The organism is Streptomyces sp. NPDC055189 (assembly GCF_053606765.1).
Window position 1 is genome coordinate 34,166 of sequence record NZ_JBSGSG010000040.1, and the last position, 12,792, is coordinate 46,957.

The 12,792-nt window shown below is 68.3% G+C and carries 12 protein-coding genes and 1 tRNA gene; 10 read left to right on the plus strand and 3 right to left on the minus strand.

Annotation, left to right across the window (positions count from 1 at the left end; all coding sequences use genetic code 11):
- Positions 1–46: 46 nt before the first annotated feature.
- From ku to ACWFR3_RS25940, 3 genes are all read left to right on the plus strand, one after another.
- Positions 47–994 carry a non-homologous end joining protein Ku gene (ku, locus tag ACWFR3_RS25930; protein ID WP_453737021.1) on the plus strand — a complete coding sequence of 316 codons (948 nt, stop codon included), beginning with the start codon at positions 47–49 and terminating at the stop codon, positions 992–994.
- A gap of 69 nt (positions 995–1,063) precedes the next feature.
- On the plus strand, positions 1,064–1,333 hold the full coding sequence (locus ACWFR3_RS25935; RefSeq protein ID WP_453737022.1) for a type B 50S ribosomal protein L31: 270 nt from the start codon (positions 1,064–1,066) through the stop codon (positions 1,331–1,333).
- Between the two features lie 107 nt (positions 1,334–1,440).
- Complete coding sequence (locus ACWFR3_RS25940; RefSeq protein WP_453737023.1) at positions 1,441–2,787, plus strand: DUF1254 domain-containing protein; 1,347 nt, start codon at positions 1,441–1,443, stop codon at positions 2,785–2,787.
- Between the two features lie 25 nt (positions 2,788–2,812).
- On the opposite strand, the gene ACWFR3_RS25945 is transcribed toward ACWFR3_RS25940, so the two are convergent.
- Complete coding sequence (locus ACWFR3_RS25945) at positions 2,813–3,679, minus strand: hypothetical protein (RefSeq protein ID WP_453737024.1); 867 nt, start codon at positions 3,677–3,679, stop codon at positions 2,813–2,815.
- A gap of 61 nt (positions 3,680–3,740) precedes the next feature.
- Positions 3,741–5,027, minus strand: coding sequence for a DNA cytosine methyltransferase (locus tag ACWFR3_RS25950; RefSeq protein ID WP_453737025.1), 1,287 nt, complete (start codon positions 5,025–5,027; stop codon positions 3,741–3,743).
- A 130-nt stretch (positions 5,028–5,157) separates the two neighbouring features.
- On the opposite strand from ACWFR3_RS25950, the gene ACWFR3_RS25955 reads away from it, so the two are divergent.
- Positions 5,158–5,487 carry an NIPSNAP family protein gene (locus ACWFR3_RS25955; protein ID WP_453737026.1) on the plus strand — a complete coding sequence of 110 codons (330 nt, stop codon included), beginning with the start codon at positions 5,158–5,160 and terminating at the stop codon, positions 5,485–5,487.
- A 70-nt stretch (positions 5,488–5,557) separates the two neighbouring features.
- Here ACWFR3_RS25955 and ACWFR3_RS25960 read toward each other — a convergent pair.
- Positions 5,558–5,629, minus strand: a tRNA-Arg gene (locus tag ACWFR3_RS25960).
- A gap of 233 nt (positions 5,630–5,862) precedes the next feature.
- Here ACWFR3_RS25960 and ACWFR3_RS25965 point away from each other — a divergent pair.
- From ACWFR3_RS25965 to thrB, 6 genes are all read left to right on the plus strand, one after another.
- Complete coding sequence (locus tag ACWFR3_RS25965; RefSeq protein WP_453737054.1) at positions 5,863–6,318, plus strand: response regulator; 456 nt, start codon at positions 5,863–5,865, stop codon at positions 6,316–6,318.
- Positions 6,319–6,467: 149 nt separating this feature from the next.
- Positions 6,468–7,586, plus strand: a complete 1,119-nt coding sequence (gene nrtL, locus ACWFR3_RS25970; protein WP_453737027.1) for an ArgS-related anticodon-binding protein NrtL — start codon at positions 6,468–6,470, stop codon at positions 7,584–7,586.
- 44 nt (positions 7,587–7,630) lie between these two features.
- A complete protein-coding gene (gene lysA, locus ACWFR3_RS25975; protein ID WP_453737028.1) occupies positions 7,631–9,022 on the plus strand; it encodes a diaminopimelate decarboxylase in 1,392 nt (463 codons plus the stop codon).
- A 138-nt stretch (positions 9,023–9,160) separates the two neighbouring features.
- The gene (locus ACWFR3_RS25980) at positions 9,161–10,453 is read left to right on the plus strand and encodes a homoserine dehydrogenase (protein ID WP_383333552.1); all 1,293 of its coding nucleotides are present in this window, start codon (positions 9,161–9,163) and stop codon (positions 10,451–10,453) included.
- A gap of 6 nt (positions 10,454–10,459) precedes the next feature.
- Positions 10,460–11,518: a threonine synthase gene (thrC, locus tag ACWFR3_RS25985; protein ID WP_453737029.1), complete on the plus strand. Its 1,059-nt coding sequence runs from the start codon at positions 10,460–10,462 to the stop codon at positions 11,516–11,518.
- 291 nt (positions 11,519–11,809) lie between these two features.
- Complete coding sequence (gene thrB / locus ACWFR3_RS25990; RefSeq protein ID WP_361181442.1) at positions 11,810–12,727, plus strand: homoserine kinase; 918 nt, start codon at positions 11,810–11,812, stop codon at positions 12,725–12,727.
- The last annotated feature ends 65 nt before the right edge of the window (positions 12,728–12,792 follow it).

Genomic DNA, 12,792 nt, shown 5'->3' on the forward strand with positions numbered 1-12,792 from the left:
GATGAACCACCGTAAATCCGAGCCCGGCTGCTGGAAGGTGCCCGACGTGCGATCCATATGGAACGGTGCGATCTCCTTCGGCCTGGTCAGCATCCCGATCAAGCTCATGAACGCCACCGAGAACCACTCGGTCTCCTTCCGGCAGATCCATGTGGAGGACGGCGGCCGGATCCGCTATCGCAAGGTGTGCGAGCTGGAGGAGCGGGAGGTCACGTCCGCCGAGATAGGCAAGGGGTACGAGGACGCGGACGGGGCGATCATCCCGATCACGGACGAGGATCTGGCCGCGCTGCCGATTCCGACGGCCAAGACGATCGAGATCGTCGCCTTCGTGCCGGCGGACCGGATCGACCCGATGCAGATGGACACGGCGTACTACTTGTCGGCCAACGGAGTGCCCGCGACGAAGCCGTACACGCTGCTGCGGGAGGCGCTGAAGCGAAGCGGCAAGGTGGCGGTCGCCAGGTTCGCGCTGCGGGGGCGGGAGCGCCTGGGGATGCTGCGCGTGGTGGACGACGTGATCGCGATGCACGGGCTGCTGTGGCCGGACGAGATCCGTACGTCGGAGGGTGTGGCCCCGGATTCCCAGGTCAGGGTGCGGGACGCGGAGCTGGATCTGGCGGACGCGCTGATGGACACGCTGGGGGAGGTCGACATGGCCTCCCTGCACGACGACTACCGCACGGCGGTGGAGGAACTGGTCACCGCGAAGGCCGAGGGCGCGGGCCCCACGGAACCGGCGCCGGACGCCTCGGACGCCGCCGGCGGCAAGGTGATCGACCTGATGGCCGCACTGGAGAGCAGCGTCCGCGCGGCGAAGACGGGCAGGCCGGGCGGAGGGGTGGCGAAGGTGACGCCGTTGGAGGGCAGGGCGAAGAAGGCACCGGCCAAGAAGTCCCCGGCCAAGAAGACGACCGCGAAGAAGGCAGCCGCGAAGAAGGCGACGCCCGCGAAGAAGACAACGCCTGCGAAGAAGAGAACCTCTTCGGCTTGAGGCACCGGAGTTACCCCGCGTGGAGCCCCAGGGCTCGCCACACCCCCCGTACGCGGCCACCCTGAAGGAATGACTAAGGACGAGAAGGACACCAACTACCGCCCGGTGGTCTTCAGGGACCGCTCGGCGGGCTACGCCTTCCTCACCCGCTCCACCGCGGAGAGCAACGAGACCATCGAGTGGGACGACGGCGAGACGTACCCCCTGGTGGACGTGGAGATCTCCTCCGAGAGCCACCCCTTCTACACGGGCCGGGCCCGAGTGGTGGACTCCGAGGGCCAGGTCGCCAAGTTCGAACGCCGCTACGGAGACCAGACACCCCCGCCCGCCCCCGAGTGACGCAGCCACGCCGAGCCACGCCACGCCGCGCAGGCGGCAAGAGTGGCGGGAGCACCCCGGTGGGCCGACGATGTCCGTAAATCCTTGATCACGAGAAGGCGGCGCGCATGACCGACGGCACGACCGATCTCCAGGCGCTGGCGGCCGAGGCGTACATCTACGGCTACCCGATGGTGCGCAACCTCGACGAAGTCGACCGCTTCTCGCGCAAGGGCATGGGCTCGGTACCCCCCGCGCCGTTCAACGAATTCAGTCACGGCGGCAAGCTCCCGGGCCCCGACGACACTCTCGTGGACGCGAACCGCGACACCGTCTACTCGATCGCGCACCTGGACCTGTCGGGCGGAGCCCTGCTCCTGACCGTGCCGGAGACCGGCGGCCGCTACTACGTCCTGCAGTTCGTGGACGCGTGGACCAACAACTTCGCGTACGTGGGACGCCGCGCCACCGGCACCGGCGAGGCCAGCTTCCTGCTCACGCCGCCCGGCTGGGACGAGGAGGTCCCGCCGGGCGCCACCCGGATCGCCGTGCCGACCGAGGTGGCGACGATCGTGGGGCGGTGGGCCTGTACGGGACCGGACGACGTGGCGGCGGTGCACGCACTCCAGGAGGACACCCACCTGGAGCCGTTCTGGACGGCCTCCGAAGAGCCCCGCGGCCTGCCGACCCACACGTACATCTCCGACGACGAACCGGAACTGCTCTTCTACGAGAAGCTGCGGATCAGGATGGCGGCCTTCCCGCCGGCACCGGCGGAGACGGCGTACCAGCAACGCTTCGCCCCGCTGGGCCTGTTGGACGCACAGAGTCCGTACGCGCACCCGGAACCGGAGCTCGCCGAAGCGCTGCGCGCGGGATTCACCGCGGCGAGGGCGAAGGTCGAGCACGCATCGACCGACGGGGACCACGAACAGCAGAACACCTGGCAGCTCAGCTACCACGCCTACGACTACAACGCGGACCACTTCGAGGTGGGCACGCTCAAAGACCCTCATTGGATCTGCACGGACCGCGATGCGGCCCACCTGCTGCGCGCCACGTCGGCCCACACCGCCCTCTGGGGCAAACACGGCTACGAGGCGGCGTACGCGATGACATCGACCGACGCCGACGGGAACCCCCTGGAGGGCGAGCAGCCCTACACCCTGCGCTTCGAGAAGCCCCCGCCGGTGGACGCGTTCTGGTCACTCACGATGTACGACGCGCCGGACCACCACCTGGTCCCCAACCCCGCCGACCGCTACTCCATCGGCGACCGCACCCCGGGCCTTGCCTACGCCGACGACGGCTCCCTGACCGTCCACCTCCAGCAGCAACGCCCCGCGGACGACAAGACGGCCGCCAACTGGCTCCCCACCCCGACCGGCCGCTTCCGCCCGGTCCTGCGGATGTACACACCGCAAGCAGCGATCTTCAACGGAACGTACGAGCTCCCGCGGATCGACCGCGGCTAGGCACGCGCCGCCCGCACCCGTCCCGTCACCCCGCGATCACCGGTCCCGAGTAGTCACCTTCGAGTTTCCAGGTCCCGTGCACAATGCAGCGCTGCTTGGGGATCTTCTGGATGGTGACCTTCGAGTCGCTGCGATCGAGGACAAGCTGCAACGTCAGTCCGGCTTCGTCGTGCACGTCTATGCGAGGCGAGTCGGACGAAAAATCCTGGACACCGAGATCTTTGACGGCGGCGACGAGTGACATCGGAACTTCGACCAGCTCGTAGACCAGGGTGCCCGGGTCGCTCCTGAGCTTGAATGCGCGCAGCACGATCCAGCGCTGAACCGCCGCCAGGAACTCGTCGAAGAGCTTCATCGTGCCGTCGTACCGCATCCGCGCCGACCGGCAATCCTGAATCCAGGCACCTTCGCTCAGCTTCGAGGTGTGCAGCTCATGCAGCTTGATGCCTTTGGCGCTCGTGCTCTTGGCGGAGAACTGATCGCCGTCCACCCGAAGATCCCAGAACCGAGTGGTCTTGCTGGGTGCCAATTCGACGACCATGCCTTCGACGCCACAGGAGGCCGCGAGTGCGTTCTCGAACGCCAGCCGGTCGAGCGGCGTGGTGTGCGTCCCGTGATGAGCCTGCAGGCGGGCCTTGAACTCGGCAGAGAACAAATGGGAGACCAGATTGCTCTCCGGATTTATCGACTCAGTGACGGGCCGAAGCATCGCATCGACGATATTCCGAATCTGCCGAAGCTGGGGTTCATTGCACTTCACCAGCAATGCATAGGTGTCTCCGGCATCAGCGGACCCCTGAACCTGGGCCACCACACCTTGCACGACGTGCGCTTGACGGTCGTCGAGCTGCGCCATTCCCGCAAGCAGCTCATTCGGTGCGGCACTATTCATCGCGGTCCTTATAGGAAGATCGACAAACGTGAAACGTGAAACGTGCGGGAAGGTCCGCAATTCAGGCGGCGACGCATTCCTGCACCTGCGGGGCCGGGGAATCGGCGGTGTCGGTCTCTTGAATGTCAGCGGGGCTCAGATGCGTCCCCGGCAGGATGAGATCGCTGACGCTCGGTCGTTCCCCGGTCAGGATCCAGCGGCATACGGAGGCGAGCTGGTAGCTGACCAGGGGCGGAACGGCGTCGCCGATGTGCCGGTACTTGTTGCTGAGGCTGGTTCCCTCGAACTTGTAGGTCCGCGGGAACCCGTTGAGGATCCCGAGCTCCCGGACCGAGCACAGCCGGTTCTCCGTGGGGTGGGAGTAGCGCCCGTTCCCCACGTGCGCGCACTCCCGCTTGATGGTGGGCGCGGGCCGGTCCCAGGCCATGCGTCCGTACACGTCGGGAAAGCTCCCGAAGTCTCCCTTGTTCACGGACTTGACCATGGCGGGCGTCAGGAAGTCATTGCCGCCCTGTACGTCCAGAAGGTCTCGCCAGGACCCTCCGTCGTGCGGGATCTTCTGGAGACGCCCGAGCGTCGCCGGCGAGTGGAAGCTGGGGGAGGCGTGCGCTTCGTCCCCGGGATGCGCTTCACCGGCATTGATCGCGGGCACTCCGTCAAGAGCGCGCCGTACGGTGGTGGCTTCCTGCGTCAGGGAACGACCGGCCCAAGCGTCTTCGAGCGTACGGAGGTCATATCCCGGGGCAACGGCGATGACGAGCGCCCGCTCACGGACCTGCGGAAGCCCGAACTTGTTCAGAACGTGATTCTGCGCATGAACGGTATAACCACGCGCCTCAAGATCCGCCCGGAGAATATCGAAATGATGGGCCCACCGCCCCTGAAGAAGCTCTCTGGCATTCTCCATGACAAGAACCTTGGGCCGGAAAGCATCGACGAAGACGATGGTACGGCCGACCAGGCTGTTCCTTTTGTCATCCTCGAGATGATTCTTGGCGTTGGTGCGAGAGAACCCCGTGCACGGCGGGCAGGCCGACAGGATATCGATCGGCGAGGTCACACCCATGGATTTCCGCAGCGCTTCGGGATCGACTGCGCCCAGATCGGTTTCAACCGGAGTGATCCCGATATTCGATTCATAGGTGGAGTTGCAGGCCAGAGAACCCCTGGGGCTGCTCGGCTTTCCCAGCTGCGCGTCGGCGGCGCCGATCACCTCGAAGTGCGGATGAGCGTGGAATCCAAAACTCATCCCGCCGCCACCGGAGAAGAGGTCGACCACCTTGAAGGTCGTCGGTTCTGGGATAGTTGGTACGGCATCGTCCTTGATGATGTCGGTTTGACTACCCACAGCGAGCCTCCTGATGATCAGGCGAAAACCCTAGCACCACCGGCATCTTGGCGACTGTGCAGCCCGGTTCCACCGGCCGGCCCTGCTGTCTCCTGATGACCGTCTCCTGATGGCGCGTTAGCCTCGGATCATGATTACTTGCGTGGTCGAGTACGTGATCGATCCGGCCAAAACCGAGTCGTTCGAGCGATTCGGTCGCCGCTGGATGGAATTGGTGGACAAACACGGCGGCACGCACCACGGATACTTCCTGCCGGCCGAGGGGGCCAGCGACAAGGCTCTCGCCCTGTTCAGCTTCCCCAGCCTCGCGGCCTACGAGGAGTACAGGACCTTGTTCGGCAAGGACGCCGAGTTCATCGAGGCGGACCGGATCAGGGACGAGAGCGGCTGCGTACTGCGCTACGACCGCACCTTCATGCGCCCGCTGCTGCCGGACAACGAAAAGAGCGGGAGCCAGTAAGACTGACTCCCGCTCTCTCTGATCGGCATCCGCCCTGCTCAGCACATGATCTGTACTGGCTTTAGGCGAGTGCCCCCGGCAGGATTCGAACCTGCGCACACGGCTCCGGAGGCCGTTGCTCTATCCCCTGAGCTACGGGGGCGTGTCAGCGCTGTTTGCGCGTCGACGGGTAGAACCCTACCAGCTCCTAACGGCTCCCCATGAACAGGTATTTCCGCACTCCATGGCCGTGGGGGCCGTCGCATCCGCACCCCCCGTCCCAGAGGTCACCCCCGGCTGCCCGCACGTTCCCCGCGCGCGCCCCCGCACGGGGCGGAAGTGGGGAAAACCCGGACGCGGCGGCGGGCGCGGACCTACTCTCGAGTTGTGTCAGGCATGTCCGGCCGCGTGCTTGTTGTGGACGACAACAAGGTCATCCGGCAACTGATCAGGGTCAACCTCGAGCTGGAGGGCTTCGAGGTCGTGACCGCGGCTGATGGTGCCGAATGCCTGGACGTGGTGAACCAGGTCAGACCCGATGTCGTCACCCTCGACGTGGTGATGCCCCGCCTCGACGGGCTGCGGGCCGCCGCTCGGCTGCGCTCCGATCCGCGGACCCGGCATCTGCCCATCGTCATCGTCAGTGCCTGCACTCAGTACGAGGTGGAGAGCGGTCTCGAGGTGGGGGTGGACGCGTTTCTGGCCAAGCCCTTCGAACCCTCCGAACTGGTCGGGATAGTACGGCAGTTGATGGAACGCGGGGATGGCGGCGGCGAGAGCGGGCGTGGTGCCCTCGGCAGTGAACGCGGGGCCGCCGGAGAGGCCGAACGCGCCGGCCGCCCCGGCGGCTGACCGGAACAAGCCGACCCCGGAGCCGGGTAAGCCGACGACGGAGCGCGCAGACCGGCCGCGGCAACCGACGGCCACCGGCCCGTCCACATCCCGGACCATCCGGGAAACCAGGTCGCGTCCCCACCCCCCTCCTCCCATACGCTTGACCCGTGACCCCCGTCGAGCTCTCCCGCACCGTGCTGCGCGCCATGCGCGGTGCCGTTGATGACGGGGAGCTCAGTGGCCTTGGTGACCTGGGGGAGCCGGGGGGCGAAGGCCTGGCCCGGAGGGTTGTCGTCGAGCGGTCCCGGCCCGGTGGGTGCGGGGACTACGCCACCAACGTCGCCCTGCAGGTCGCCCGCGCCGCCGGGCGTTCGCCCCGGCAGGTCGCCGAAGTGCTGTCCCCGCGGCTCGCCGGGGAGCCCGGCATCGCGGCCATCGACATCACCGGGCCCGGTTTCCTCAACATCACACTCGACCGGGGCGGCGAGGGCAGCGAAGCCGGCCACGGGAACAGCGGCGGCAGCGCCGGACTCGTACGAGAGATCCTCACCCGCGGTGCCTCCTACGGACACGCCCGCCCCGGCTCCAGCGAGCCCCACCAGCTCCACTTCCCCCGCGAAGTCCGCGCCGCCGTCCTCGCCGACTCCCTCCGCCGCATCCTCGTCTCCCAAGGCGCCCTCGTCAGGAGCACCTGTGAAGAGGCCCCCGACGCCGGTTGGGCCGCCGCCCTCGGCGTGCGGGTCGACGCGTACGGGACGCCCCCCACCCCCCTCAAGACCCTCCGGCCCGTCCCCGCCCCGGCCGACCCCACCTTCCTCGGCCGTGACGCCGCCCGCTGGGCCCTCCTCAGCGCTGCCGCTCACGACCGGCCCCGCATCAGCGAAGAGCACCTGGTCCAGCGCGCGAGCAACCCTCTCTTCCGCGTGCGGTACGCCTACTCCCGCAGCCGGGCCCTCACCCGCAACGCCGCCGCCCTCGGCTTCACCGGTGAGCCCGGCGACACGGCCGACGGCATAGCCGTGGAAACCCGCGACCTCCTCGACGCACTGTCCGCCCACCCCCGCGTCCTGGCCGCCGCAGGCAAGGACCACGCGCCCGACCGCCTTGCCCGGCATCTCGTCGACACCGCCGATGCCCTCCTCGGCTTCCAGGCCGCCGTCCTGCCGCTCGGCGACGAGAAACCCTTGGCCGCCCACCGCGCCCGGCTCGCGCTCGCCGAAGCCGCCGGGACGGTGCTCGCAGGCGGCCTGTCCCTGCTCGGCATCAGCGCCCCCGAGTACTTGTGACACGTGAAGACAGACGTGAATGAAGTGAGAGAGACGACTGCGACATGAGCCGTTCCGCACACCCCGCCGGGCCCCGCCACGCCGACGTACTGCCCGAAGGGCACTACACCGCCCCGGCCGATGACCTGAACACCCTCGACCCCAAGGTGTGGGCGCAGACCGTCGGCCGTAACGCCGACGGTGTCGTCACCGTCGGCGGGATCGAGGTCACGCGACTCGCCGAGGAGTTCGGCACCCCCGCCTACTTCCTCGACGAGGCCGACTTCCGCGCCCGCTGCCACGCCTGGCGCGGCGCCTTCGGGTCCGACGCCGATGTCTTCTACGCGGGCAAGGCGTTCCTCTCGCGGGCGGTCGTGAAGTGGCTGCACGAAGAGGGGCTCAACCTCGACGTGTGCAGCGGCGGCGAGCTCGCCACCGCGCTCGCCGCCGGCATGCCCGCCGACCGCATCGCCTTCCACGGAAACAACAAGACCGAGGACGAGATCGAGCGGGCCGTTACCGCCGGTGTCGGGCGCATCGTCCTCGACTCCTTCCAGGAGATCGTGCGTGTCGCGCACATCGCCGACCGGCTCGGTGTCCGCCAGCGCGTGCAGATCCGCGTGACCGTCGGCGTCGAGGCCCACACCCACGAGTTCATCGCCACCGCCCACGAGGACCAGAAGTTCGGCATCGCGCTCGCCGGGGGACAGGCCGCCGAGGCCGTGCGGCGGGCGTTGAAGCTCGACGGTCTCGAGCTCATCGGCGTGCACTCGCACATCGGGTCGCAGATCTTCGACATGGCCGGGTTCGAGGTCTCCGCGCGGCGCGTCGTCCAGCTGCTCGCCGAGGTGCGGGACGAGCACGGCGTCGAGCTGCCCGAGATCGACCTCGGCGGCGGGCTCGGCATCGCCTACACCTCGGAGGACGACCCCCGCGAGCCGCACGAGATCGCCAAGGCGCTCGGCGAGATCGTGACGCGTGAGTGCGAGGCCGCGAACCTGCGGACCCCCCGTATCTCCGTCGAGCCGGGCCGCGCCATCGTCGGCCCCACCGCCTTCACCCTCTACGAGGTCGGCACCGTCAAGCCGCTCGAAGGACTGCGTACCTACGTCTCCGTCGACGGCGGCATGTCCGACAACATCCGTACCGCGCTCTACGACGCCGAGTACAGCGTCGCGCTCGTCTCGCGTGAGTCGGACGCCGAGCCCATGCTCGTGCGCGTCGTCGGCAAGCACTGCGAGAGCGGGGACATCGTGGTGAAGGACGCGTTCCTTCCGGCGGACCTCGCTCCCGGCGATCTGATCGCCGTGCCCGCGACCGGCGCGTACTGCCGTTCCATGGCGAGCAACTACAACCACGCCCTGCGTCCGCCGGTCGTCGCCGTGCGCGACGGACAGGCGCGGGTCATCGTCCGGCGCGAGACGGAGGAAGATCTCCTGCGTCTCGACGTCGGCTGAGGAAAAATCGGCCGGGAAGCGGCCGCTGGCAGAGTATCGGCCAGTGAAATAGTTGTCTCACCATCCGGACCGTGGATAGAAACCGCGATCCGGTGGGTGAGACTGGTCCCAACGTAGATGTATGAGAAGTGAGGTCGGATGATGCGTACGCGTCCGCTGAAGGTGGCGCTGCTGGGCTGTGGGGTTGTCGGCTCAGAGGTGGCGCGCATCATGACGACGCACGCCGACGACCTCACGGCCCGGATCGGTGCCCCGGTGGAGCTCGCCGGGGTCGCCGTCCGCCGTCCGTCGAAGGTGCGGGACGGAATCGATCCTTCACTGGTCACGACGGACGCGACCGCGCTGGTCAAACGCGGTGACATTGATGTCGTGGTGGAAGTCATCGGGGGGATCGAGCCTGCCAGGACCCTCATCACCACCGCCTTCGAGCACGGTGCCTCCGTCGTCTCCGCCAACAAGGCGCTCATCGCGCAGGACGGCGCCGCCCTGCACGCCGCCGCCGAGGAGCACGGCCGCGACCTCTATTACGAGGCTGCCGTCGCCGGTGCGATCCCGCTGATCCGGCCGCTGCGCGAGTCCCTCGTCGGCGACAAGGTCAACCGCGTCCTCGGCATCGTGAACGGCACGACCAACTTCATCCTCGACGCCATGGACACCACCGGCGCCGGCTATCAGGAAGCGCTCGACGAGGCGACCGCCCTCGGGTATGCCGAGGCCGACCCGACCGCCGACGTCGAAGGCTTCGACGCCGCGGCCAAGGCCGCGATCCTCGCCGGTATCGCCTTCCACACGCGCGTGCGTCTCGACGACGTCTACCGCGAGGGCATGACCGAGGTGACCGGCGCCGACTTCGCGTCAGCGAAGCGCATGGGCTGCACCATCAAGCTGCTCGCCATCTGCGAGCGGGCCGCCGACGGCGGTTCCGTCACCGCGCGCGTGCACCCCGCGATGATTCCGCTCAGCCATCCGCTGGCGTCCGTGCGCGAGGCGTACAACGCCGTGTTCGTCGAGGCCGAGGCCGCCGGACAGCTCATGTTCTACGGTCCCGGCGCGGGCGGCGCTCCCACCGCGTCCGCCGTTCTCGGCGACCTGGTGGCCGTCTGCCGCAACAAGCTCGCCGAGGCCACCGGGCCCGGCGAATCCGCGTACACCCAGCTGCCCGTGAGCTCCATGGGCGCGGTCGTCACGCGCTACCACATCAGCCTCGACGTAGCCGACAAGCCGGGTGTCCTCGCCCAGGTCGCGACGGTCTTCGCCGAGCACGGCGTATCGATCGATACGGTCCGTCAGACGGGCAAAGACGGCGAGGCATCCCTCGTCGTCGTCACCCACCGCGCGCCCGACGCCGCCCTCACCGGCACCGTCGAGGCGCTGCGGAATCTCGACACCGTGCGTGGTGTCGCCAGCATCATGCGGGTTGAAGGGGAGTAGTCAGCAATGACCCACCAATGGCGCGGAATCATCGAGGAGTACCGGGACCGTCTTCCCGTCTCCGGCACGACCCCCGTCGTGACGCTCCGCGAGGGCGGCACGCCGCTCGTGCCCGCGCAGGTGCTCTCCGAGCGCACGGGCTGCGAGGTTCATCTCAAGGTCGAGGGTGCCAACCCGACCGGGTCCTTCAAGGACCGCGGCATGACGATGGCGATCACGAAGGCCAAGGAGGAGGGCGCCAAGGCCGTCATCTGCGCCTCCACCGGCAACACGTCGGCCTCCGCCGCCGCCTACGCCGTACGCGCGGGAATGGTCTGCGCGGTCCTCGTGCCGCAGGGCAAGATCGCGCTCGGCAAGATGGGCCAAGCGCTCGTCTACGGCTCGAAGATCCTCCAGGTCGACGGCAACTTCGACGACTGCCTGAACCTCGCCCGCGCCCTCTCCGAGAACTACCCGGTGGCGCTGGTCAATTCGGTGAACCCGTTCCGCATCGAGGGCCAGAAGACGGCCTCGTTCGAGATCGTGGACGCGCTCGGCGACGCCCCTGACATCCACGTCCTGCCGGTGGGCAACGCGGGCAACATCACGGCCTACTGGAAGGGCTACAAGGAGTACGCCGCCGACTCGATCTCGTCGCGCACTCCTCGTATGTGGGGCTTCCAGGCTTCCGGTTCCGCGCCCATCGTGCGCGGCGAGATCGTCAAGGACCCGTCGACCATCGCCACCGCGATTCGCATCGGCAACCCCGCGTCGTGGCAGTACGCCCTCGACGCGCGCGACGAGTCGGACGGCTTCATCGACGAGGTGACGGACCGTGAGATCCTGCGCGCCTACAAGCTGTTGGCATCCCAGGAGGGTGTCTTCGTCGAGCCGGCGTCGGCCGCTTCCGTCGCCGGTCTGCTGAAGGCGGCCGAGCAGGGCAAGGTCGACAAGGGGCAGCGCATCGTCTGCACCGTCACCGGAAACGGCCTCAAGGACCCGGACTGGGCGGTCGCGGGCGCACCGCAGCCGGTCACCGTCCCGGTCGACTCGGCCGCCGCGGCCGAGCGTCTCGGTCTGGCATAACCCTTCAGGTCGGGGATAACCGCAGTAGTACGGCGGGCATAACCGCAGCACTACCGCGGGCATAACCGTCTGGAAAACCCGCAACTCCGCACAGGGGGTGCACAGGGGGCTTACGACACGCATCGTGCGCCTCCTGTGCGCCCTATGTCGCCACAGAACCTTCCTTCGATAGGCTGTACCGAACCCGCCCCGCCGCATATGCCGCGGTGCTGCCGCAGAGCGGCCTTCGGGTAGTGCCTCATCACGTGGCAAGTCCTCAAAAGATCGCAGCTCAAGGAGAGTCATCGAGCGATGGCCGGTCCCGCGTTCCGCGCCGCCGCCGTCCGGGTGCGCGTCCCCGCCACCAGCGCCAACCTCGGCCCGGGCTTCGACGCCCTCGGCCTGTCGCTGGGTCTGTACGACGATGTCGTCGTGCGGGTGGCCGATTCCGGACTGAACATCGACATCGCAGGTGAGGGCAGCGAAACGCTCCCGCGCGACGAGTCGCATCTGCTGGTACGTTCCCTGCGCACCGCCTTCGACCTGCTCGGCGGACAGCCGCGCGGGCTCGAAATCGTCTGCGCCAACCGCATTCCGCACGGCCGGGGCCTCGGCTCCTCGTCCGCCGCCATCTGCGCGGGCATCGTCGCCGCGCGCGCCGTGACCATAGGCGGCGACGCCCGTCTCGACGACAACGCCCTGCTCGAACTCGCCACCGAGATCGAGGGCCACCCCGACAACGTCGCCGCCTGTCTGCTCGGCGGTTTCACGCTCTCCTGGATGGACGGGGGAGCGGCGCGGGCGATCAGGATGGACCCCGCCGAATCCATCGTTCCGGTGGTCTTCGTACCCGGAAAGCCCGTGCTCACCGAGACGGCGCGCGGACTGCTCCCGCGCACCGTCCCGCACGTCGACGCTGCCACCAACGCGGGCCGTGCCGCGCTGCTCGTAGAGGCCCTGACCAGGCGCCCCGAGCTGCTGCTTCCCGCGACCGAGGACCGGCTCCACCAGGAGTACCGCGCGCCCGCCATGCCGGAGAGCGCCGCCCTGGTGGAACGCCTGCGCGCGGACGGTGTCCCGGCGATGATCTCCGGTGCGGGGCCCACGGTCCTCGCGCTGGCCGATGAGAGTGCGGCGGACAAGGTCGCACGCCTCGCGGGCGAGGGCTGGGCGGCCAACCGTCTGGCGCTCGACGCGACCGGTGCGAGCGTGCTGCCGCTTGCGCCTTGACACCTGATAGCCGGATTTGGAGAGGGGGAATGTTTGTTGGATCCGGTAGTGTTAACCTCAAGTCT

Excerpts from the sequence above, each read along its gene's own strand:
- ACWFR3_RS25935 (WP_453737022.1), top strand. The coding sequence starts at position 1,064 with ATGACTAAGGACGAGAAGGACACCAACTACCGCCCGGTGGTCTTCAGG.
- ACWFR3_RS25940 (WP_453737023.1), top strand. The coding sequence starts at position 1,441 with ATGACCGACGGCACGACCGATCTCCAGGCGCTGGCGGCCGAGGCGTAC.
- ACWFR3_RS25955 (WP_453737026.1), top strand. The coding sequence starts at position 5,158 with ATGATTACTTGCGTGGTCGAGTACGTGATCGATCCGGCCAAAACCGAG.
- ACWFR3_RS25945 (WP_453737024.1), bottom strand. The coding sequence starts at position 3,679 with ATGAATAGTGCCGCACCGAATGAGCTGCTTGCGGGAATGGCGCAGCTC.
- thrB (WP_361181442.1), top strand. The coding sequence starts at position 11,810 with ATGGCCGGTCCCGCGTTCCGCGCCGCCGCCGTCCGGGTGCGCGTCCCC.
- lysA (WP_453737028.1), top strand. The coding sequence starts at position 7,631 with ATGAGCCGTTCCGCACACCCCGCCGGGCCCCGCCACGCCGACGTACTG.
- thrC (WP_453737029.1), top strand. The coding sequence starts at position 10,460 with ATGACCCACCAATGGCGCGGAATCATCGAGGAGTACCGGGACCGTCTT.
- ACWFR3_RS25965 (WP_453737054.1), top strand. The coding sequence starts at position 5,863 with ATGTCCGGCCGCGTGCTTGTTGTGGACGACAACAAGGTCATCCGGCAA.
- ACWFR3_RS25980 (WP_383333552.1), top strand. The coding sequence starts at position 9,161 with ATGATGCGTACGCGTCCGCTGAAGGTGGCGCTGCTGGGCTGTGGGGTT.